This is a genomic window from uncultured Oxalicibacterium sp., from assembly GCF_913776015.1.
Taxonomy (GTDB): domain Bacteria; phylum Pseudomonadota; class Gammaproteobacteria; order Burkholderiales; family Burkholderiaceae_D; genus Oxalicibacterium.
Genome location: NZ_CAJYMD010000018.1, coordinates 1 through 22,802, shown reverse-complemented (window position 1 = coordinate 22,802; position 22,802 = coordinate 1). Strand labels below are relative to the sequence as shown.

Annotated in this window: 20 protein-coding genes and 1 pseudogene; 9 read left to right on the top strand and 12 right to left on the bottom strand. The window is 54.7% G+C overall.

Annotated features, from left to right (window positions below; all coding sequences use genetic code 11):
• Positions 1-17: 17 nt before the first annotated feature.
• Positions 18-1,427, bottom strand: a complete 1,410-nt coding sequence (gene cls / locus QZ725_RS02890; RefSeq protein WP_293776128.1) for a cardiolipin synthase — start codon at positions 1,425-1,427, stop codon at positions 18-20.
• Between the two features lie 371 nt (positions 1,428-1,798).
• On the opposite strand from cls, the gene QZ725_RS02885 reads away from it, so the two are divergent.
• A complete protein-coding gene (locus tag QZ725_RS02885; protein WP_293776127.1) occupies positions 1,799-2,401 on the top strand; it encodes a DUF924 family protein in 603 nt (200 codons plus the stop codon).
• Here QZ725_RS02885 and QZ725_RS02880 read toward each other — a convergent pair.
• The 3 genes from QZ725_RS02880 to QZ725_RS02870 form a co-directional block, all read right to left on the bottom strand.
• Positions 2,298-3,062 (bottom strand): phosphatase PAP2 family protein, encoded by a 765-nt coding sequence (locus QZ725_RS02880; RefSeq protein WP_293776126.1) that lies wholly within the window; start codon positions 3,060-3,062, stop codon positions 2,298-2,300. The two genes, QZ725_RS02885 and QZ725_RS02880, sit on opposite strands and share 104 nt — an antisense overlap.
• A 141-nt stretch (positions 3,063-3,203) precedes the next feature.
• Positions 3,204-4,892 carry a phosphoethanolamine--lipid A transferase gene (locus QZ725_RS02875; protein WP_293776124.1) on the bottom strand — a complete coding sequence of 563 codons (1,689 nt, stop codon included), beginning with the start codon at positions 4,890-4,892 and terminating at the stop codon, positions 3,204-3,206.
• A gap of 89 nt (positions 4,893-4,981) precedes the next feature.
• Positions 4,982-5,605 (bottom strand): TetR/AcrR family transcriptional regulator, encoded by a 624-nt coding sequence (locus QZ725_RS02870; RefSeq protein ID WP_293776123.1) that lies wholly within the window; start codon positions 5,603-5,605, stop codon positions 4,982-4,984.
• 262 nt (positions 5,606-5,867) lie between these two features.
• Here QZ725_RS02870 and QZ725_RS02865 point away from each other — a divergent pair, with 262 nt between their 5' ends.
• The 5 genes from QZ725_RS02865 (at position 5,868) to QZ725_RS02845 (ending at position 13,556) form a co-directional block, all read left to right on the top strand.
• Entirely contained in the window at positions 5,868-6,053 is a 186-nt protein-coding gene (locus QZ725_RS02865; RefSeq protein ID WP_293776122.1) for a hypothetical protein, read from the top strand.
• A gap of 201 nt (positions 6,054-6,254) precedes the next feature.
• Positions 6,255-7,532, top strand: a complete 1,278-nt coding sequence (locus tag QZ725_RS02860; RefSeq protein WP_293776121.1) for an efflux RND transporter periplasmic adaptor subunit — start codon at positions 6,255-6,257, stop codon at positions 7,530-7,532.
• 37 nt (positions 7,533-7,569) lie between these two features.
• Positions 7,570-10,785: an efflux RND transporter permease subunit gene (locus QZ725_RS02855; protein WP_293776120.1), complete on the top strand. Its 3,216-nt coding sequence runs from the start codon at positions 7,570-7,572 to the stop codon at positions 10,783-10,785.
• 2 nt (positions 10,786-10,787) lie between these two features.
• Complete coding sequence (locus QZ725_RS02850) at positions 10,788-12,245, top strand: efflux transporter outer membrane subunit (RefSeq protein WP_293776119.1); 1,458 nt, start codon at positions 10,788-10,790, stop codon at positions 12,243-12,245.
• Between the two features lie 120 nt (positions 12,246-12,365).
• On the top strand, positions 12,366-13,556 hold the full coding sequence (locus QZ725_RS02845; protein WP_293776118.1) for a multidrug effflux MFS transporter: 1,191 nt from the start codon (positions 12,366-12,368) through the stop codon (positions 13,554-13,556).
• Between the two features lie 153 nt (positions 13,557-13,709).
• Here the strand turns inward: QZ725_RS02845 and QZ725_RS02840 are convergent, their stop codons facing one another.
• On the bottom strand, positions 13,710-14,390 hold the full coding sequence (locus QZ725_RS02840) for a Fe2+-dependent dioxygenase (protein ID WP_293776117.1): 681 nt from the start codon (positions 14,388-14,390) through the stop codon (positions 13,710-13,712).
• A gap of 218 nt (positions 14,391-14,608) precedes the next feature.
• Here QZ725_RS02840 and QZ725_RS02835 point away from each other — a divergent pair, with 218 nt between their 5' ends.
• The gene (locus QZ725_RS02835; protein ID WP_293776116.1) at positions 14,609-16,846 is read left to right on the top strand and encodes a TonB-dependent siderophore receptor; all 2,238 of its coding nucleotides are present in this window, start codon (positions 14,609-14,611) and stop codon (positions 16,844-16,846) included.
• 96 nt (positions 16,847-16,942) lie between these two features.
• Here QZ725_RS02835 and QZ725_RS02830 read toward each other — a convergent pair whose 3' ends face one another.
• From QZ725_RS02830 to QZ725_RS02820, 3 genes are all read right to left on the bottom strand, one after another.
• A complete protein-coding gene (locus QZ725_RS02830) occupies positions 16,943-17,785 on the bottom strand; it encodes a DUF3014 domain-containing protein (RefSeq protein WP_293776115.1) in 843 nt (280 codons plus the stop codon).
• A gap of 150 nt (positions 17,786-17,935) precedes the next feature.
• The gene (locus QZ725_RS02825; RefSeq protein ID WP_293776114.1) at positions 17,936-18,148 is read right to left on the bottom strand and encodes a hypothetical protein; all 213 of its coding nucleotides are present in this window, start codon (positions 18,146-18,148) and stop codon (positions 17,936-17,938) included.
• 91 nt (positions 18,149-18,239) lie between these two features.
• On the bottom strand, positions 18,240-18,407 hold the full coding sequence (locus QZ725_RS02820; protein ID WP_293776113.1) for a hypothetical protein: 168 nt from the start codon (positions 18,405-18,407) through the stop codon (positions 18,240-18,242).
• Between the two features lie 106 nt (positions 18,408-18,513).
• Between QZ725_RS02820 and QZ725_RS02815 the strand changes: the two genes are divergently transcribed.
• A complete protein-coding gene (locus QZ725_RS02815) occupies positions 18,514-19,350 on the top strand; it encodes a DNA ligase (protein WP_293776143.1) in 837 nt (278 codons plus the stop codon).
• Between the two features lie 46 nt (positions 19,351-19,396).
• Complete coding sequence (locus QZ725_RS02810; protein WP_293776112.1) at positions 19,397-20,092, top strand: DUF4197 domain-containing protein; 696 nt, start codon at positions 19,397-19,399, stop codon at positions 20,090-20,092.
• 91 nt (positions 20,093-20,183) lie between these two features.
• Here QZ725_RS02810 and QZ725_RS02805 read toward each other — a convergent pair whose 3' ends face one another.
• From QZ725_RS02805 to QZ725_RS02790, 4 genes and pseudogenes are all read right to left on the bottom strand, one after another.
• Positions 20,184-21,290 carry a helix-turn-helix domain-containing protein gene (locus tag QZ725_RS02805; protein ID WP_293776111.1) on the bottom strand — a complete coding sequence of 369 codons (1,107 nt, stop codon included), beginning with the start codon at positions 21,288-21,290 and terminating at the stop codon, positions 20,184-20,186.
• Positions 21,291-21,428: 138 nt separating this feature from the next.
• Positions 21,429-21,701: a transposase gene (locus QZ725_RS02800; RefSeq protein ID WP_293776110.1), complete on the bottom strand. Its 273-nt coding sequence runs from the start codon at positions 21,699-21,701 to the stop codon at positions 21,429-21,431.
• A 31-nt stretch (positions 21,702-21,732) separates the two neighbouring features.
• Complete coding sequence (locus QZ725_RS02795; protein WP_293776108.1) at positions 21,733-22,503, bottom strand: histidine kinase; 771 nt, start codon at positions 22,501-22,503, stop codon at positions 21,733-21,735.
• Positions 22,504-22,587: 84 nt separating this feature from the next.
• Positions 22,588-22,802, bottom strand: a pseudogene (locus QZ725_RS02790) (hypothetical protein); the annotation flags it as partial.

Sequence of the window (22,802 nt, the reverse complement as noted above, 5' to 3'; positions counted from 1 at the left end):
CCGCCGTCGCATAATCATCAAAGCCAGTATTCAAAGCGTCGCGCAAACCATTCACGCAGGCGATCCTGTGCGGGGCGTTTTTCCCATTCTTCGGTCGTGATTTCGATGGAGTTTCGCAAGTCTTCCTGGAAGGCACTTTCCATAATCTTGCCGAATTCCAGATCGAGCGCGATCAGGTTGACCTCGCTGTTATGCAGAAAGCTGCGCATGTCGAGGTTGGTTGAACCGACCGTACACCAGTAACCGTCGATGACGGCGGTTTTGGCATGCAGTACCGATGCCTGCAATTCAAAAATTCGCACGCCCGACGCCAGCAATTCACTGTAGAACGAGCGGCCGGCATGCATGACGAGGCTGGCATCCGACATGCCGGGAAAGACCAGCTTTACGTCCACGCCACGTTTGGCAGCGCCCGTGAGTGCTTCGATGAGCTGACGATCAGGGACGAAGTAGGAATTGGTGATGTGGATGGTTTTTTTCGCTTCCTGCAGTGCCAGCACATACGCCTTGTACACCTCGTAATCGCCGCCCGGCTCACTGGCGATGACACGCACAATCTTGTTGCCGGCCGCCGTCAGCGGCGGGAAGTAATTGCGATCGGACAGATTGTCGTTACGCTGGCTTACCCATGTCTGCATGAACAGCCACTGGAACGAGGCCACTGCCGGGCCTTCGACACGGATGTGCGTATCGCGCCATCCCAAATCTTCGTGATTCTTGTTGCGTGATCGGAAGAGGGAACCAGAGGAATATTCGTTGGTGATGTTGATGCCTCCCGTGAAGGCGATCTTGCCATCGACCACCAGAATCTTGCGGTGATCGCGGTTGTTGAGTTTCCAGCGCCCGAAGCGGGCAAAAGGGTTGATGGGATTGAATTCCACCACAGCGACACCCGCATCGCGCAGCCGGCGGAAGAATTCGGGCGGCGTGCTCATCGAGCCCACGCTGTCATAGATCAGATTGACCTGCACGCCTTCTTTCTGCTTTTCGATCAGCAGGTCGGCGAATTCCTGCCCCAGACCTTCCTTGCCGAAGATGTAGGTTTCGAGATTGACGTGGTCCTTGGCCGCACGAATGGCAGCGGTCATCGCCTTGATGGTTTCGGGGCCGTCGTTCAGCAGGGTCAGTTCATTGCCGGCGATAAGCGGGCTACCGGTAGCGGCTTCTTCAAGCGCTGCCAGTTGCGGCAGATCGACCTTGTCGCGACGCAGACGTTTGGCCAGCAGCGATTCGGCCTTGGTATCAGGGAGGGCGCCGCTGGCCGTCTTGATGGTCGGCGTGGCTTGTGCATCCAGACGTGTATTGAGATAACTGACATCGGGCAGTGAGGCACAGGCACTGATCGACAGGCACACCACGACCGCGCACAGCGAAAGCAACATGCGTCGGCAAGAGTGCGGAATCGGAAGAGGGTGGGCGGCAGACATGGTGGGTCCTGTTTTCATTCTGGTGCGTGTTTGCAAGTGCGATCAAATGCGGGCAACTGCGCTGGGCACGTGTTGTACTGGCAGTCCTATGTATACGCGCGCGTACGGAAGAGTATTTACCGCAAAAGGTTGATGCATGGATAAATTTTTGATGTCGGATGTGCGCTGCCGTACATCCGCTTGCTGCGCCATAAAAGAGGTCGTTGCGATCTATTGCGATTGCCTGCAATACCCGGCATGATCGGTAACGGTTTTCGAGGTTACCGCTATTTCTGCGTATGACCTTCAGGAAAACGTCAAATTGCAACACGGTTCGCCGTGCCACTGCAGTCATGAGAGTCAGCAATAGGATCAAGAAGACGGAGCACACTGTGACAGAAACACCGGAATCGATACTGACCTTCTGGTTCGGCACCAGCAAGGATGACGCGACGACTGCCGAAGAAAAAAGCAAGCTGTGGTGGTCCAAGGACGAGCACGCGGATCAGGAAATCCGTCGTCGTTTTGAAAGCAGTACGGAAGCTGTCGCACGTGGCGATCTGGACGACTGGGCGGCGACGCCGCATGGGGTATTGGCAATGGTGCTGCTGGCAGACCAGTTTCCGCGCAATATGTATCGCGGCTTGCCGGAATCCTTTGCGTTCGACACGCTGGCATTGCGCTGGACACTGCATGCATTGGAGCGCGGCATGGACAATACCTTGCGTCCGATCGAGCGCGTGTTTCTTTATCTGCCGCTAGAACATTCCGAATCGCTCGCCGATCAGCAGCGTTCAGTATTCCTGTTCGAGCAATTGCTGCGTGAGGTGCCTGAAGAGCAGAAGAAAACCTTTGCAGGCTTTGTCGATTTTGCGCAACGTCATCGCGATATCATTGCGCGCTTTGGACGCTTCCCGCATCGCAATGCGATTCTGGAGCGGGAATCCACTGCGGAAGAGCAGGCGTTTCTGAAGCAGCCTGGCTCCTCTTTCTGAATGCCTGTAGCGCATAAGTGGATAGCTGCCAGAGCATCTCCATGCCGAGACAGACTGCCCAAACGATCCACAGACTCCACAAGTTGTGCGTAAGGAAATGTGCGCCGCGCAGCATCTGTATGGTGCCCATCAAGCTGCCCATTGCCAGACCAAGCCACAACATGATCGCCGCGATACGCGGATGTGTATCGCGTGCGGCAAACCAACCGGCTACCAATGCGAAGCCGGCAGAAGCATGTCCACCCGGCCAGCAATGACCGCCATCAGCACTCAGGCTTACGTTATCGAGTAAGGGAAACCAGCTCGCCGAGCCACCGAATTCAGCCAGATCCCAGGGACATGCATGCGGACTGGCTGCCTTAAGACTTTGTATGGCCCAAGCTGCCATGCCGGCATACAGGATGAATTTGAAGAGTGCCGTACGCCAGCCGTGCAAGTGACGCAGCCACACACTGGCGAGGGCAATCGGCATGCAGAGCAGCCAGGCGAGTGTCGTCAAATTCTTGAGCCACGCATGTCCGTACACGGCCAACAGCGGGACATCGCGTAGCGGGAATGTCCCGCTGGGCAGATCGAACGCCAGTCGCGCCAGATAAAAATCCAGCCGTCCATCCCGACTTAACAGAATCAGCGCGATTGCCGCAATGACAAGCGCATTCACATGCCGGCCGAAAAATGGGATTAACGGCGACGCGGCTTTATCTGGGCGCATGGTTGGTTTGCCTAATCATCAGTTGCAGTGCCTTAGATGCAATGGCTGCGAATGAGAAACGTGCGGTTGTTCATGATGGTACGGACAAGCTCAGGCATGATCGGCTCTGCAAGCGGCAAATGCATCCCAGGCCGGGTCGTAATAACGCGACTCGATATGCAATAGACCCAGTAGTGTGTGAAACAGATGGTCTTGCGAGATCGCCTGAGTCGCGCGTTGCGTAAGGCAATCGCGATGGATGCCGAAATCGCTCATGAATTCTGGCGACATCCACATCACCATTGGAATTTGTGTCTGCTCTTTCGGTGCAATCGAATAGGGCAGACCATGCAGGTAGATGCCGTTCTCACCGAGCGATTCGCCATGGTCGGACAGATAGAGCATGGCGGTGTCGTAACGTTTTTGTGTTTTCAACCAGTCGATGGTCTTGGCCAGAAAGTGGTCGGTGTACTGCACGCCGTTGTCATAAGCGTTGATGATTTGCTCACGCTGGCATTTGCCGAGATCGGCCGTATCGCACGCCGGCGTATAGGTCGCCATTGCGGCTGGATAACGTTTGTAATAGGCCGGACCATGGTTGCCGAGTTGGTGCAGCACAAGGAATAGATTGCCATCCTTGGCTTCGCGTAGCTCGGCATCCAGACCGTCGAGCATGATTTCATCGAGGCAGCGCTCACCATCGCATAAGGCGGATTTCTGGTTGCTATCAAACTGGCGCAAGGTCAAGCCATCGCATACACCCTTGCAGCCGGATTGATTGTCGCGCCATACAGTCGGGATGCCTGCATGGTCGATGATATGCAACAAGGATTCATGCGAACGGATCGTGTCTTCGTTGTAGTTGTGTCGGCCATAGGGCGAGAACATGCAGGGAACCGAGACTTCGGTATTGGTGCCGCACGAGGTGGCTCGACTGAAATTGAATACATTGCGCTTGCCAAGTTCGGGCGTGGTGTCGCGTGCATAACCGTTCAATCCCCAGTCGGCGGCACGCGTCGTTTCGCCGACGACCAGCACGAACAGCATGGGTTTGCGCTGTTGTCCCCAGAAGGCACCGAGTTTTGCGTCTTCACTAATCGGAATGCGTTTGCGCGTAGCGGCATTGCCATCGCTGGCGAGGACGCGTGCGAACGAGGTGAGGTAGGCACCGGGCATGATCAGGAAGCGCGCTTCTTTCTGGTTGCGCATGATCGAGGAAAAATCCTGGAACACGGCTAGTACGGCGACGACGGAAATCACGACCGCCACCACGATGCTGGCGGGACGAATCAGCCATGTGCGCTTCCACGGTCTTTGCGTGAGTTGAACACGCCAGACCAGTAATGCGGGCAAGCCGCCCATGATCAGGATATGCACGAACATGTTCAGCGACAGCAGTTCGGACGCTTCGCGCACATCGGTTCGCAAAATATTACGCACCATCTCGCCATTGAAGAAGATGGTGTAACGGTTCATGTAGTACGCGGCAGCGGCTGTTGCCAAGAGTAATGCGCTGACAAGTATCTTGGCATTCCAGCGTGCCAGCAGGCATAGCAAGAGTGCCGTGTGTGCGGCTGTCACGGCGATGAATAGACACGCTGCCAATAGCCAGGTTTTCGGCGCAGACCAGCTAGCCTGTTCGAAAACCGTGTGGAAGAAAAGATGGTTGGCCGTGAGGCTGAAGAACAGACTGGTCAGCACGGCCAGCCATTCGACCGACATGCTGGGGCGATAACCAAGCCAGCCACGACTGGTCGTGTCAGCAAGAAGAATCCGGGCAGAAAAAGTGGACGATTTCATGTCGGGCAAACGTCAATGACGAAGCCCGTACGCTATCGATGCCGCCGTTAATGGGGCGTTAAGTCGAATACGCTAATGCAAAAAATGACTTACTTTTTTGGCCAGGCCTGCATGGCCGTTTTGACAATGGCAAGTAACTGGTCGCGGTCACCGCCGGTATCGCGCGCTTCGGTAGACAATCCCTGCAATATGGTATTGAAGAATGCAGCAAGCACACCGGCATTGGTGTCATTGGGGAGTTCGCCATCAGCGATCGCCTGATCAAGACGGGCACGGATCAGGCTGGTCATGTCTTCGCGACATTCGCTGACCACTTCCTGTACGTGTGCAGCGGAAGCCGAGCAATTCATGGCTGAAGAAGCAACCAGACAGCCGGGAGGATGGCTGGGGCAGGTCATTTCGATGGCCGCGCTTTGCAGCAGTCGTTCGATGCCGTCGCGTGCCGTGGGCGCTTGTGCGAACAGGCATTCCACCGTATGGCAATTGCGCGCCGAATAACGTTCGACGGCTTCCAGATAAAGTTTTTCCTTGTCGCCAAAGGCCGCGTAAAGACTGGGCGGCGTGATGCCCATGGCGGAAGTCAATTCCTGCAGCGAAGCGGCTTCGTAACCGAAACGCCAAAACACCAGCATGGCGCGTTCGAGCGCAGCCTCACGGTCGAACGACAAAGGTCGGCCGGACTTTTTGCGTGGTTTTTGGGTCACTTCTTCCATTTTCATAGCGATCGTTATAAAACTTCTTGACAGCTTAGTTCAGGCTGACTAAAGTCTCAAGCATATTTCGTAGTGATCAATACGAAATATGTGAATGTACGCTGCAATTTTTGTCATTTCAGGCAGTGTGCCGAGGCGAGAAGGGGTTTTTGCCGGTATCGGTTACTGCCATTTACATTCAAAACACAGTCGAGGTAACAGGTCGTTGCGGCATCTTTCCTGTTGGATAACATGCTGCAGCGCAATTGCCGGGGAGCTTCAAATGAAAAAGAGAATATACCAAGTTACGGCACTCGCTGCCGGTTCCTTCCTGCTTTCCGCTGCCGTGCGTAGCGGTGAAGTGACGGAACTGTTGTATGACAGTGCGTTGAGCGGTGGTTCGCTTCAGGCTGCCGCGACCATTTCGCTGGGCAACCTCGGCCAGTTGTTGATGAACGCCGCGCATTGATGGTCGGATTGCCCAACATGTCTGCCAACGCTTTTCGATGTCGCATCTAGCCTACTTTTCCTGATGCATCGATGACGCCCTGCGCGCCATCGATGTACTGCTGATTTCCTAATGTTTCTTTTCTTGGCTTGCCCCTTTATGGCACGCCTGGGTCTCGCTTTGCCTTTTTCTTTCTTTGCATTGTTTTCGACAGGATTCATCATGCCCAACAAAAATGCTCCTTCGCGACTGATTTCTTCCCAATTTTCACGTCGCACCATCGCTATTGCCGTCAGCCTGTTGCTGGTGGCTGGTGCCGCCACGATTTCCTTTTCCGGCCATGCGGAGAAAAGTGCTGCGGCAGCACCGCCACCCGTAACGGTGACCGTTGCCAACGTGATTGAGCGTTCCGTCACCGAATGGGACGATTTCTCGGGACGCGTGGAAGCCATCGAACGTGTCGAGATTCGTCCGCGTGTATCCGGCACAATCGAGGCCGTGCATTTCAAGGATGGTCAGCTCGTCAAAAAAGGTGATCTGCTCTTCACCATCGATCAACGTCCGTACAAAGCCGAACTCGCACGTGCCGAAGCTGCACGCGCAGGTGCGCAGGCACGCGCAGCCTTGGCGCGTACAGAACTGGATCGTACGCGTCGCCTGATCGAAGACCGTGCCGTTGCCAAGCGTGAACTCGACGAGCGTGAAAATGCGCATCAGGAAGCGGAAGCCAACCTGAAGGCAACGGAAGCTGCCGTACAAACCGCACGTTTGAATCTGCAGTACACGGAAATCACGGCACCCGTTGCCGGTCGTGTCTCGCGTGCAGAAATCACAGTCGGCAACCTGGTCGGTAACGGTGGCACGGCACCGGTGCTAACGACCGTCGTATCGGTGTCTCCGGTCTACGTCAACTTCGAAGTCGACGAGCCGACCTATATTCGTTACGCCAGTGCCGGTACGGCAGGTAATTCCGGCGTGCAGCGCATTCCGGTGGCGATCGGCCTGACCAGCGAAGCCGGTTATCCGCGAATTGGTCACGTGCAATCTTTCGACAATCGTCTCGATACGGGTTCGGGCACGATTCGCGTACGCGCCGTATTCGACAACGCCGATGGCACGCTGATGCCAGGCATGTACGCACGTGTGCGTACCGGTGATGCGAACACCAAGAACGCCTTGCTGATCGATGACCGCGCAGTAGGTACCGATCAGGACAAGAAATACGTGATGGTCGTTGGCGACGACAACAAGGCCGTCTATCGCCAGGTTGTGCTTGGCCCGATGACCGAAGGCTTGCGTGTGGTACGCGATGGTTTGAAGAAGGATGAGCGCATCGTTGTCAACGGTCTGCAACGCATTCGTCCGAACGACACCGTCAATCCGGAAACAGTCGCCATGGATGCGCGTGTCGCCGGTTTGCAAGACATCGGTCCTGCCAAACCGGCACAAGTTGCCGTTCCTGTGCAGGCCAAAGCGGAACAAGCCACCAGCGCACAGTAATTGTTACGCCTGATCTCGAATTGAAAAGAAGAATCCCATGAACATTTCTCGCTTTTTCATTGATCGCCCGATCTTTGCGGGCGTGCTGTCGGCCATCATTCTGATGGGTGGCTTGATCGCGATGCTGAATCTGCCGATTTCCGAGTATCCGGAAGTCGTACCACCTTCGGTCGTCGTCAAAGCCAACTATCCGGGTGCGAATCCGCAGACCATCGCCGAAACCGTCGCCACACCGTTGGAAGAACAAATCAATGGTGTCGAAGGCATGCTTTACATGGCATCGCAGGCAACCTCAGACGGCCTGATGACCTTGACCGTGACCTTCAAGCTCGGCACATCGCCGGATCTTGCACAGCAGTTGGTGCAAAACCGTGTGAACCAGGCATTGCCGCGTCTGCCGGATGTCGTGCAACGACTCGGCGTGACAACGGTCAAGAGTTCACCCGACATGACGATGGTGGTTCACCTCGTCTCGCCGAACGACCGCTATGACATGACCTACCTGCGTAATTATGCGGTGTTGAACGTGAAGGACAACATCGCGCGCATCCAGGGTGTGGGTTCGGTGCAGCTGTTCGGGGCTGGCGACTATTCGATGCGTATCTGGCTCGACCCGCGCAAAGTGGCGGAGCGTGGCCTGGCTGCAAACGACGTGGTCGAAGCGATTCGCGAACAGAACGTCAATGTGGCAGCCGGTGTCATCGGTTCATCGCCTTCGGTTCCTGGCGTTGACTATCAAATCTCGGTCAACGCACAAGGTCGTCTGAAAACTGAAGACGAGTTCCGCGACATCGTGATTCGCACTTCGCTGGACGGTGTCGTCACGCGTCTGCGTGATGTGGCGCGTGTCGAACTCGGTGCCAGCGAATATGCATTGCGCTCATTGTTGAACAACAAGCCAGCCGTGGCGATGCCGATCTTCCAGACGCCAGGTTCGAATGCGCTCGAAATTTCGGACAACGTACGCAAGCTGATGGCTGAGCTGAAAAAGGATATGCCGGAAGGCGTGGACTACAGCATCGTCTATGATCCGACGCAATTCGTCCGTGCATCGATCAAGGCCGTCGTGCACACGCTGCTTGAAGCGATTCTGCTGGTCGTGATCGTCGTGATCGTGTTCCTGCAAACATGGCGCGCATCCATCATTCCTTTGCTGGCGGTGCCGGTTTCCGTCATCGGTACCTTTGCCGTCATGCTAGGACTTGGATTCTCGATCAATGCCTTGAGCTTGTTCGGGCTCGTGCTTGCGATCGGTATCGTGGTCGACGATGCGATTGTGGTGGTGGAGAACGTCGAACGGAATATCGAAGAAGGGCTTTCGGCACGAGAAGCGACTTACAAGGCGATGCGCGAAGTGTCCGGCCCGATCGTGGCCATCGCGTTGACGCTGTCGGCCGTGTTCGTGCCGCTGGCCTTCGTTTCCGGGTTGACCGGTCAGTTCTTCAAGCAGTTTGCGTTGACGATTGCGATCTCTACCATCATTTCGGCGATCAACTCGCTGACGCTGTCACCGGCATTGTCTGCCTTGCTGTTGAAAGGACATGGCGCACCGAAGGACAAATTTCAGCTTTTCATCGATCGTCTGTTTGGCTGGTTCTTCGTTCGTTTCAACCGCTTCTTTCATCGCAATTCGGAACGATATGGCGGTGGCGTACAAGGTGTACTCAAGCGTAAGTCAGTATCGCTGGTCGTCTACGCGGTGCTGATCGGTGCAACGATGTTCCTGTTCCATACGGTGCCGGCCGGTTTCATTCCTGGTCAGGACAAGCAGTATCTGGTCGGCTTTGCGCAATTGCCGGATGCGGCTTCGCTCGATCGTACGGAAGACGTGATTCGAAAAATGTCCGACATCGCGATGAAAACGCCGGGCGTCGAATCGGCTGTGGCTTTCCCGGGCTTATCGATCAATGGCTTCGTCAATAGTCCGAACTCCGGCATCGTGTTCGTCACGCTCAAGCCATTTGATGAACGCAAGAGCAAGGACTTGAGCGGTAACGCGATTGCGCAGCAATTGAACATGCAATACGCGGGGATCAAGGATGCGTTCATTGCGATGTTCCCGCCACCGCCTGTGCAAGGTCTGGGAACGATCGGCGGCTTCAAACTGCAGATTCAGGATCGCTCCGCACTCGGCAAGGAAGCGTTGAACGACGCCTTGAAGGCGTTCATGGCGAAGGCCTATCAGACACCTGAACTGGCCGGCATGTTCTCGAGCTATCAGATCAGCGTGCCGCAACTGTATGCCGATCTCGATCGTACGCGTGCACAGCAGCTTGGTCTGTCGATTCCATCGGTATTCGATACGTTGCAGGTCTATCTGGGTTCGCTCTATGTGAACGATTTCAATCAGTTCGGGCGTACCTTCCAGGTGCGCGTACAAGCGGATGCACCGTTCCGTGCCCATGCAGAAGATATCGGTCTGCTCAAGGCACGTAACAAGAATGGCGAGATGGTGCCGTTGTCATCCGTCTTGAAAATGACGCAGAGCTATGGTCCCGATCAGTTCGTTCGTTACAACGGCTTCCCGGCCGCAGATGTGAACGGTGGACCGGCGCCTGGTTACTCGACCGGGCAGGCACAAGCGGCAATCGAACGCATTGCAGCCGAAACGCTGCCGCGCGGTATCAGCTTCGAATGGACCGAGATCACGTACCAGGACAAGATCGCCGGCGATACGCTGTTCATCATCCTGCCGTTGGCGATGTTGTTGGTGTTTTTCGTGCTCGCTGCACAGTACGAAAGTCTGGCCTTGCCGCTGGCCGTGTTGCTGATCGTGCCGATGGGCTTGCTGTCTGCCATCTTCGGTGTCTGGCTTACGGGTGGCGACAACAACATCTTCACCCAGATCAGTTTGATCGTGCTGGTCGGCCTGGCGTGCAAGAACGCGATTCTGATTGTGGAGTTTGCGCGCGAACTCGAACATCACGGTCGTAGCACGTATGACGCTGCCATCGAAGCTGCTCGTCTGCGTCTGCGGCCGATCTTGATGACATCGATCGCCTTTATCGCGGGTGTTGTGCCGCTGATTCTGTCGACAGGTGCCGGTGCAGAGATGCGGCAAGCCATGGGTGTGGCTGTGTTCGCGGGGATGATCGGTGTGACGGCTTTCGGCCTGTTCCTGACGCCAATCTTCTATGTACTGCTGCGCATGCTGGAGAAGAAATTCAAGCCTGAGCACAAGAAAGAAGACGTGGCTTACGGTGCGCATCCGGCTCCGTTGGGTGTCGAGGCACCACATCATTACGAAGGTTAATCATGAAAAAGACATCGTTTCAAAAAAGTGCTCGGGTAAGTGCCTTATTGGCAGTCTTGATTCTGGCTGGCTGCTCGACGGCACGCCCACCCGAAAAGGTGGAACTGGAGGCGCCTGCACAGTATCGTGAACAGGCTGCGCAATTGGATGGCGCATGGAAGGTGGCCGTGCCTTCTGACTACACCGATCGCGGTAACTGGTGGCGCGTCTTCGGCAGCACAGAGTTGAATGGACTGATCGATTCTGCAACCGAGTCCAATCCCAACCTGGCAATCGCCTTGGCGCGTGTGAAAGAGGCGAGGGCCGCCGCCGGCGTGACTGACGCTGATCGAGGCGTACAGGCTAGCGTTGGGGTCGGTCCGACGCGTAGCGGTAACGCAGAAAGTGCATCGACGACGTATCGCGCACCGCTGTCGTTCTCGTACGAAGTCGATCTGTTCGGTCGACTCTCGGATGCCAGCCGCGCCGCACGTTTGGATGCGCAAGCGCAGGAAGCCGCTTATCGCTCCGTCTTGCTTGCGTTGCAGGCAGATGTCGCACAACTTTATTTCACCATCCGTGCGCTGGATGCGGAAATGGACGTGCTGCAAAAGACCGTGACCCTGCGGCAGGAAGCGCTGGATCTGGCGCAGCGTCGCTTCAATGCCGGCGATACCAGCGAGCTGGACGTAGCGCAAGCGCGCACCGAATGGGCAACCACGAGTGCCGAGCTCGAAGGTGTGACGCGCGATCGCACACAACGCGATCATGCACTCGCCATCTTGCTGGGCAAGGCACCCGCCGAGTTCACGCTGGTTTCCTCGCCATTGAATGCGCCGTTGGTGACCGTGCCTGCTGGTTTGCCGTCCGATCTGCTCGAACGTCGCCCTGACATTGCGCAGGCGCAGCGCCAGTTGGCAGCAGCCAGTGCCCGCATCGGTGCTGCAAAAGCGGCATTTTTCCCGCGCCTGATATTGACGGGTTCGGCTGGTTACGAATCCAATGAGTTGCGCGATCTGTTCAAGTGGTCGAGTCGTAGCTGGGTACTTGGTCCGGTGGTTGGCACGATGCTGAGCATGCCGATTCTGGATGGCGGTCGCAATCGCGCCAACCTTGCACGGGCCGATGCTGGCTACGAAGCCCTGGTGGCAAACTATCGTCAACAGGTGCTGACGGGCTTCCGCGAAGTTGAAGACAATCTGGCTGCCTTGCGTACGCTGGATCGTCAGATGGCGTTCGAGGATCAAGCCATTTCTTCGGCACAGTTGGCAAGCCGTCTTGCAGACTCGCGGTATCGCAATGGTTCGGCCAGTTATTTCGAAGTCATTGATGCACAACGTTCGAATCTTGCTTCGCAACGTGCGCGCGTGCGCAGTGCAGGGCAGCGTGCGGTGGCATCGGTCGGTTTGATTCGCGCACTCGGCGGCGGCTGGGGGGCATCTTCTGCGTCGCACGTCGCACCCGCCATTCCGGAAACCTGAAAGCACGCGCGGTCAGCACGCGTTGACTGAAAGTGAAATAATCATGGGCCGGCAAATCTTTCGGGATTTGCCGGTTTTTATTTTCTTTTTCGGCTTCGTCATGCGCAGCCTTGGTTTTTCATGCGTCCCACTTTTTTCAAACATGCCCTCGTACTCGGCCTGCTTTCGGCAATCGGTCCGTTTGCCATCGATATGTATCTGCCGGCATTGCCTTCCGTCGGCCAAAGCTTGCAGGCTGACACTGGAGCGGTGCAAGCCAGCCTGATGGCGTTCTTTCTCTCTCTGGGTATCGGGCAACTTTTTTATGGGCCGATCTCGGATATGGTTGGCCGCAAGCCACCACTCTATTTTGGGTTGCTGTTGTTTGCCGTGTGTAGCGTCGGTTGCGCATTGGCACCCGATATCCAGACACTGATCGTGCTGCGTTTTCTACAGGGGCTGGGAGCAAGTGCCGGCATGGTGATTCCGCGAGCGATCGTGCGCGACTTGCATACGGGGCACGATGCTGCACGCCTGATGTCGTTGCTGATGCTGGTGTTCAGCGTGTCGCCGATTCTGGCGCCACTGACGGGTAGTTTCTTCATCGAGGCGTTCGGCTGGCGCAGCGTATTCTGGGCAGTGACCATGGCGGCTGTGATGGCACTGGTTCTTCTCGCTACCGGGCAAAGCGAAACACGTTTGCAAGCTGAACGCGCAGAGAGCAGCGTGGCGAGTGCCTTGCGTGCGTATGCTTTGCTATTGCGTGACTGGCATTTTCTGGGGCTGGTTTTCATCGGTGCATTTGGTATCTGCAGTTTTTTCGCCTATCTGGCGAACTCCGCATTTGTCCTGATTGACCATTACGGTTTGACGCCGCGTCAATACAGCATTGCCTTCGCTGCCAATGCCGCAGCCTTCATCGGCGTCTCGCAACTGACGGGCAGGTTGACGCGTCGTTACGGCCTGGTACCGCTGGTGCGCGTTGCAGTGTGTGGTTATGCATTCTGCATGATTGCCTTGCTGTCACTGAATCTGGCAGGCATGGTGCGTTTAGACGTCATGCTGGCAATGCTGTTTATCGGCTTTGGGTTTTTGGGTCTGGTGATCCCGACGACAGCTGTATTGGCGCTCGAAGAACATGGTGCGATTGCCGGTACCGCATCGGCCTTGATGGGGACCTTGCAATTTCTGAGCGGTGCAGTCGTGATGGGTGTGACGGGCTTGTTTGTCGATGGCAGTGCGCGGCCCATGATTGCAGCGATTGCCGTATCTGCCATGCTGGCAGCCCTAGTTGCCTGGCGAACCTTGCCGCATGTGCAGCATCCGCATTAGGCGCGCTGTTTCATGAATTCGAGCGTCACCCTCCAGCGTTCTTGAAGGAAATGAGACTGCATGCATCGATGCCTTTATCGAATGCGTATGAGCACTTATCTTCAGGTTATATCGCTCTTCGAGCTGCCTCGCGGAAGGCAGATTGAATGACGATCAGGTGTCCGACCACTGTCGCAACAGATTGTGATAAACGCCACTCAGTTTCAGCGTGGCACTGCTTTCAGGTTGTTCTCTTGTCAGTTGCTGAATGGCGGTATCCATCTCATAGAGGATCGTCCGTTGCGTATCGTCACGCACCAGACTTTGTACCCAGAAAAAGGCCGCGAGGCGTGTTCCCTTCGTCACCGGTCGGACATGGTGCAGGCTTGTACCCGGATAAAGCACCATGTCGCCAGCCGCCAGCTTGACGGCATGTTCGCCATACGTGTCGTTGACGACCAGTTCGCCACCTTCATAACTATCGGGATCAGACAGAAATAGTGTTGCTGAAATATCGGTACGCACCCGATGCGGTGTGCCGGGCACGCTGCGGATAGCACTGTCTACATGATCGCCATAAGTGCCACCGCCTTCATAACGATTAAACATTGGCGGCACCACCTTGAGTGGCAGGGCAGCAGACAGAAATAGAGGCGTTTTGCCCAGCGCCTGCAGAATGAAGTCGCCAAGCTGCGTGGCTACAGGATTGTCGTGCGCGAGTTGCAAATTCCGCTTTACGCCGACTGCCAGATGACCGGCCGTCTGCCTCCCATCTTCCCAGGACTGTGCGTGCAATGCTTCGTTGAACTGCCGAACCTGTTCGAAAGACAGGAAAGCAGGAATCTGCAACATCATGGATTGCTCCGTTCGAAGTGCCGTTTGCGTTTAACACGGCATCCAAGTTGTAAAAAAGGAACATTCTACTGGCTCTGAAACCGCTTCCCGACACGTTTTGAAGAAAGTGTGAAGAAAACGTTAAAAAATAATAAGTAATATTAATGAGAAGTATTACTATTACGTCCTGTCGCATGACATCGCATTCATTTCAATAACGATTCAACCAAGGGACATGCATGAAAGCCGTTCACGTTTTTCGTCTGACGCCGGTCGCGTTGGCGATTCTTTCCATGGGCGCTTACGCTCAAACCGCATCCGGTAACGCCATTACCACCACCTTGCCTGCCGTGCAGGTATCCGCTCATCAAGAGCGTCAATCGTCGCCCAAAGCAACCGCACCGCTGGTCGATACGCCGCAAACGGTGCAGATTATTCCCAAGGAAATTTTCAACGAGCAGGGCGCACGCAACCTCACCGACGTGCTGCGCAATACCACGGGCATCAGCTTTAATGCCGGTGAAAACGGCTTCGGCAGCAGTACCGCCAACTTCAGCCTGCGCGGCTTCGACACCAGTGCGAACATCTTCGTCGATGGTTTCCGCGATTCCAACAGCTATAACCGCGATACCTTCAATCTCGAACAGGTTGAAGTCGTCAAAGGTCCGGCGGCCGATAACGGCCGTGGCGGTGCGGGCGGTTACGTGAATCTGGAAAGCAAGTCACCCAAATTGCAGAATTTCACCAATGCCACGGCCAGTTTCGGTTGGGATGAATACCAATCCGATAACCGTCAGCGCATCACCGCCGACATGAACCGCATCCTGAGCGACACGTCGGCATTCCGTCTGAACCTGTTGACTGAAGACAGTGGTGTTGCCGGTCGCAAGCATGCACAAGTCAATTCGCTGGGTATTGCCCCATCGATCGCGTTTGGTATCGGCACGCCAACGACGGTGACCTTGTCTTACCAGCACGTCACGCAGAAAGATCGGCCGGACTTCGGCACTCCGGCAGCGTCGATTCCCGGCATGTTTGCCTACGATCCAAGAGCAGCAGGAGCGAGTCGCGATAATTTTTATGGATTCCTCTCGGACTATGACGATACGAAGTCCGATTCCTTCCTGGCGAAAGTCGAACATCGAATCACACCGAACATCACGTTAAGCAACCATACGCGCTGGGTGCAAACGGATCGTGATGCCAGATTCGCCGTTTTCCAAGGACAGCCTTATACGCCAGCGACGCAAACAATTACAACCAATCGCGCCGGTTATCAGCGTAAAAATACGTCGATCGCCAATAACACCAATCTATCCGTTCATCTCGATTCTGGTGGCGTAAAACATCACTTTGCAATGGGTGTGGAACTGTCGCGTGAAGAAGCCGATGGTCGCCGTTTTGAATTGGGGCCGAATAGTGCGACTAATTTGTTTAATCCAAATCCGAGTCGTACGGCTGCAAATCTGGCGACATTAGGCAACACCAATGTCAAAGTCGATACGGTGGCTCTCTACGGATATGACACGATCGAATTTAATCCGCAATGGCAATTGACGGGCGGTCTGCGTGCTGAGCATTACAAAGTAGCGATCGGGAACATCAATGCAAATGGAACGCCATCAGATGGTGATGGCTACAAGGTTTCGGAAACTACGTTTGGCGGCAAACTGGGTCTGGTGTACAAACCTGCAACCAACGGAAGCGTTTATGTTTCGTACGGTCAGTCAGCATTGCCGCCGGGCTCATTCCTCTCCACACCTGATATTTCGCGCCCAGATGCCAATGCCTTTCCTGGCTTGATCGGCCAGAACAACCAAGGTTCCAAGGTGCAAAAAGCGACGAACATCGAACTTGGCACCAAATGGGATTTAATGGAAAAACGGCTTTCAACGACTGCCGCAGTATTCCGCACTGAGCGTAGCAATATCGGCATGGGGCGCACAGCATTTGTTGGATATGGCAAGCAAATTGTGCAAGGTATCGAGCTCAGCGCATTGGGCACTGTCACGAAAGCCTGGACTGTCTCGGGTGGTGTGACGCTGCTGGATACCAAACGCAAGCATAGTGCGGCGATTGACAATAATCTGCGAAACACTGGTGATTACGGCACGGCCTTGTCTACCAACGGCGATGAGTTGGCCTTTACGCCAAAGGTTACGGCTAATTTGTGGACCACCTATCGTATCCAGGAACGCTGGACAGTCGGCGGTGGTGTGCAGCATGTTGGAACAACCTATGTTGGTCGTCCCGATAATGCAGATCGTGTGATCAAGAACGGCCTGTATGGAAAGATACCAAGCTATACGCTACTCAATCTGATGACGTCATATCAAGTCAATCCGAAATTGACATTGCGCTTCAATATCGACAACGTGACGAACGAAACCTATGTCATGGGCTCAAGCTGGAATGGGCGCCGTGTGATGTTGGGCGCACCGCGCACTTTCCTTGTCAGTGCCGATATGAAATTCTGATTAAGATTCGCCTAATCAAAAGCCTCTTCAACGAAGAGGCTTTTTTATTTTTCACTGCAGGTTGAGTTCAAGCGTACAGAGCATGAAATGGTCGACTTAGCGCAAAGAGGTTTGTCCTGCATCGGGCGCGGACGACGTGATTGCCGAACGCAACTCCCGCAGTTTCGATTTCACGATCTGCGCATTTTCCACGCCGATACGCAGCATGATTTTCTGACCTGCCGAACGCTTTTCCAGATCGGGATCGACAAACTGGTAAAGAACTTTTTTCTGTACGAGGCGAGGTGCCTCGATCGGCTCCGGTGTTGCCAGAAGATCGTCAATGGCGACGACCAGTCTGTCATTGAAGTAGGCATCGGGATAGCCCAAATCGGCATAAGCACGTTGAAACAAGGGGTAGTACTGGCGATAAAGCGCTGCCAACCGGCTGATGGAAATGTTTTGTACGACTGTCATATAGGCATCGTAGCGCGCGGTATTGGTGGGCGAGATGATCAGGTTATCGTCATTGCCTGTTGTTTCCAGCCAAGTGCCTCCTGGGTGTACCGGCCATAATTTTGCTGACGCTTCACTACGCGGGAGATTATCGATTGTCGTGACAATTCGGCGAATGATTTCTTCGGGATAGAAAAGATCCCGCCAGAGATCTGTGCCGATCAATGCTTTCAACGCCGGCGTGATCAGGCTATCGCTGTCTTTGACTGCTAGCAGCGGTTCCGCTTGGGTAACAGGTTCGAGTGGATGTTGTATCGGCTTGGGTTCGTCAAGCGATGGCGTCGCCGGCACTGGCGGATTTTCCTGCGTGTTAGCTGGTTCAGTTTTTTCTTGTACTGCAATGGCTGGCGGTGGTGCGGCCTGTCGTGTAGACCATAGGTAATACGCGGCTACGGCGGCGACAATCAAAATAAGGGGAAGGATAAAACGAAAGGCAGACTTCACGGGCAGCTCCTGGATGAATGCGGCATCGTGTCATGTGAATACATTCAACGATGCGAGATGAGCGAGGAGGAGCATCCCAGTCTACAGAATCTCATCGGTTCATGCAGCGCAGGTGTAGAACCTTGCCGGACTGCATGATGAAATCTGTTTTCAGGCGAACAGTAGTTTAGTCCGTGCAATGGCTTCGGTGGTGAGCTGTTGCACGGTGAGCGATTCACCATCCGCCTGAGAGACGGCAATCGTGAAAACTGCGTAATCCGATTTGCGCGTCGTGCCATCTTCTTCATAGAACGTGGCGCCGAGTTTCACGAGATAGCCGGGCGTTAAGAGATCGTGATCGATGGAGATGAGTTCGAGTTTCATGACGGCCTCGTTTTTCTATTGTTATGTGTTGGGCTACAGGTTCAGGCAGAAGTTCAGCACGCCGAAATTTGTTGCTGCATATTTGCCGTCTTCAATGCTGTTTATCAAGTTCACCCGGCATGATCGGATTTTCATGCTTCGCATCGGTATGACGTTCTTTGGACGTATTCATGCGATTACTTTTCAGCGCCATAAAGAATGCTATCGCTGCACGTAGCGCAGAAAAGTCCCGCAAATACGGGATGTTGCCTTTCGGCATGTCCACCTAAGATGCGGTTTTCAATAGCGACATGACGAATATGAAAACGGTGCCATCCGATTTACGCCACGCCTTGCATGCATTGTTCCTATTGATCGGCCTTTTGATGGGCGCCATCGCCCACGCGCAACAGAAGCCATCAAAACCGCCACTCATGTTGGCCAATCTTTATCATCCGGGTATTCATCTTGACGACTATTGGGTGAGTGAAAAATATGATGGCATGCGTGCCTATTGGGATGGAAGAACGCTCACGACGCGTGGTGGCGAACACATTCATGCGCCGGACTGGTTCATCAAAAATTGGCCATCCGTGCCGCTTGATGGCGAGTTATGGGCAGGACGCGGAAAATTTCAGGAAGTCATTTCGACGGCCAGAAGCCATGAGCCGAATGCAACAGCGTGGCGCAATGTGCGCTTCATGGTGTTCGATCTGCCAGCGCATGGCGGTGTTTTCGATCAGCGCTTGGTGAGTTTGCAAAATTTGTTGAAATCAACGAACTCGCCGTGGTTGCTTGCCGTACCGCAGCAACGGATTGTCAGTCATAGTCTTTTGCAAAAGCGGTTGCAGGAAGTGGAGAAAAAAGGTGGGGAAGGCTTGATGCTGCATCGAGGCAGTTCGCTCTATCGCGCAGAACGCAATGATGATCTGCTCAAGATGAAATCGCACACGGATGCCGAAGCGAAGGTTGTTGCGCATCTGCCGGGCAAGGGAAAGCATGCAGGGCGGCTTGGCGCCTTGCTGGTTGAATCACCTGACGGGATGCGTTTCAGACTCGGGACGGGATTCAGCGATGCGGTACGTGAAAATCCACCACAGATCGGATCATGGGTAACGTATCGCTATCGCGGTTACAACCAGAGTGGCATTCCCCGCTTTGCCACTTATGTGCGGGTACGCAGTGATATGCCAATGGCAACAGATGCAGTAAAGTCTCGATAATCCTGCATGCTCTTGCATTGATCCTTTCTGTTTCCGGAGAACGTTCATGTCATCTTTCATATTGCCGCGATTGACTGCGGGTCTGGTTCTTTTTGCTGCGATCTCCTTTGCTGGGGCGCAGTCGCTCGCCGATCTCAGCAGCAAGGATGCAACGAGCGGCGTGAAAACAGCGCTCGAAAAGGGCGCAACCGTGGCGGTTGCCAAGCTGGGTGTGGAAAACGGTTTCCTGAACAACGACAAGGTACGTATCGGTTTGCCAGGCTCGGTTGAGAAAGCGATGCCGGTCTTACGCATGATGGGGCAGGGCAAGAAGATCGAGGAGTTGCAAACTTCGATGAATCATGCCGCTGAAGCGGCTGTGGCGCAGGCCAAGCCTTTGTTGCTCAATGCCGTCAAAACGATGAGTGTGAACGACGCCAAGAATATCCTGACCGGAGGAGAAACTTCGGTGACCGATTTCTTCCGTCAAAAAACAGCGACACCGCTGAGCGCGCAGTTTCTGCCTATCGTGAAAAACATCACAGACAAGAATGGCTTGTCCGCGAAATACAATACCCTGATGAGCAAAGCCGGATCATCGGGCTTGGTCGGCAAGGATGAAACGACTGTGGAAGCTTATGTCACGCAGCGTGCGCTCGATGGTCTGTACACCATCATTGCAGAAGAAGAGAAAGCCATTCGCGCCAACCCGGTTGGTACCGGCAGTGCCATCCTTGGCAAGGTATTTGGCGCAATCAAATAAGGAAGTTGCATTGCTGCGCGTGCCTTGTCGCGCGGGTAATGTTTAGCGAAAGACTTGTTCCAACCCGCACTCGCAGGCGTTGTGCATGCATTCACAGTGGCAGATCATGCGTCATCACTTGACTGCCAGTACCATTGAATAGAGATGTTGACGGCATTGCATCGATACTTGCCTGTTTTTGCAGTTGCCGTTCGTTCTTTCGATATTCACAAGGCGAGATCGACAAGTATTTTCGAAACAGTTTCGATACATGCTCGCCGTTTAGCAGCCCACAGCGACGTGCAATCTTGTCGACCGGCAGGTCGGTCTCTGTCAATTGCTGTCGCACAGCCTCAAGACGTAGATGCAGTAAAAAACCATGTGGCGTCCAGCCTGTTTCACGTTTGAAGAGCCGCTGAAAATTGCGTTCACTCATTGATACGGCTTGTGCCACATTGGCCACACTGATCGGTTCGGTCATGTGTTCGAACAGCCAGCGCGAGGCTTGCTGGATTTTGTTGTTCCTTGACGTATCGCGATTCTTGGCCGGGCGTACCGGAATGTCCTTTTCGTATTGACGTGGACAAATCGACAGACTCTCGGCAACTTTCTTTGCCACGCTGGGACCGATGTCCGCTTCGAGAAAGTTCAAAGCCAGTTCTGCGGCAATACCAACATCGTTAACGGTGTAAATGCGTTTGTCTTCGCAGAATGCACTGTCACGATCGAGCTGTAATAGGGGAAATTCGCGTTCGAGTTTGTCTTGCAGTGCCCAGTGTGTGGTGACACGCATGTAATCCAGCAGGCCCGCTGCAGCCATGACGAATACACCGGTCGCAATACCTGCCATGCGTGGAATGACACGATTCTGTTGCAGCCATGCGAGCAGCATGGGATCACGATAGGCTTCGAAATTGCCGGTGCCGCTGGCGATCATCAGTGTGTCGAAATCCTGTTGTCGATGATCGATCAACGGCAAGGTCATGATTTCAACTGATGCCGAAGAACGTACCACGCCGCCATACAACGAAAGCAGCGAGACCGCATAGCCTGCTTCGCCTGCAAATACCGAAGAGAGAAGTTTGTTGGCGACCGTGAAGACATCCGCTGCACCGATGACATCGGCAAGGATTACGCCGTCGAAAACCAGAATGCCAATGTGCTTGATTGTTGCCTGACTGCCGGTGGCAACCGGCATGCCTCGAGAAAGCTGCTCCATTTTTTGCTTCTCCCAGTAATGCGCGACTGGATTTTTCCGTGTGGAAACATCTCTGTTTCACACGATTTTTTCTGGCTTCTTCTTCAGTAAGTACACCTTAAATCCGGCGCCGTCAAATGTTACGCGTCGATGATGCAACTAATTTTCTTCTTGTGAACCGTTCTCACGCAGCTCGCGCAATTGCGCATTTTGCAGAGAAAGATCGGCGACGATTTCCTTGAGTCTTGCGTTTTCTTCTCGTAGACATCTCATCTCGTGCGTGAAGCCGGGCAGGGCGCCGTACTGTTTTTTCCAGCTCAGAAAAGTATCTTCCGTAATGCCTGCCTGACGAATGACATCCTGTATCGGAATGCCAAGCTCTTCCTGTTTCAACGCAACCGCAATCTGCTTGTTGATGATCGGACGTTTCATGATGCGCTCGCTGAGTAAGTGTCATAGGAAATCACTTGACTGCGGACAGATCGGGTAGCGGTTGCAGGCCCATGCGTTTGCGCACGATAGGATCCGAATAACGTTCGGTATCGGGCTGTAATGTAACGGGGTATGCCGTCGCATTACCTTGTCCTTGATTCTGCGGTTGGGGCGATGGACAGAAGCGGCCAGTCGCTTCGACAGCCTTCCGATTGGCTTCGCTTTGGCAAAGCAAGGCCAGAGCCACATCGTTCATTCCCATGGCGCGGAATTCACGTGAATCGAGACGACGCACGCACGCTTCATCGACCATGGTGACGCCACCGCTCAAGCCAAAGCCGACGGCCGAGACGCCCAGCGATACCGATCCCATGCACGTATCCGACAATGTGGTTGTCAGCGAAGGGGATACCACGCCCGGCACATTCTTGACTTCATAGCTGCCGCCATAATCGACGGTGGCCTTGGTGTTGTAAGCACTGCTGCCGGCGGTGCCCACTTCGCCTACTGCGGCTGCACCGGGAGCGCTGCTACTTCCGCTGCCATTGAGAACACTGACATTAACATTCGACGCGCCACCGGTTGCATTACCGCCCGTGGCAGAACCGCCTGTCGCAGCGCCACCTGTGGCGGTACCACCGGCACCACCGGCGCCGCCCGTCGCCGACGAGGAAGATGTCGAACTTGGCGTTGGGGCAGTGCTCGCGACGGAGGCGCCGTGAGACGGACGTTGTACATTTCCGGCCCATGCCGGCATGGCGAGTATCGATGCCATGAGTACACAAACGAGATCGGTTTTCATCACTGCCTCCATCCTTTGTATCCTGAATGACAGGAAGGATTCGACCTTCCTGTCATGCGTGCTGCATTGATCGATCCGTGAGGATCAATGTGCAATGGCCGTTGCGTTGCCGCCATTGCCGCCATCACCACCACTGGCTTTGCCGCTGCTGGTGCTGCCACCGATCGTGACGGAAAGAGCCGAGCCGGCACTGTTGTGATTGCCGCTTGCCGATGCATCGGCAAAGCCGGTGTTGGCCTTGGTGAATGCGCTGGCGGTGGCATTGCCGTTCATTTTTTGTGTGTTGCCGTCGGTGTTGC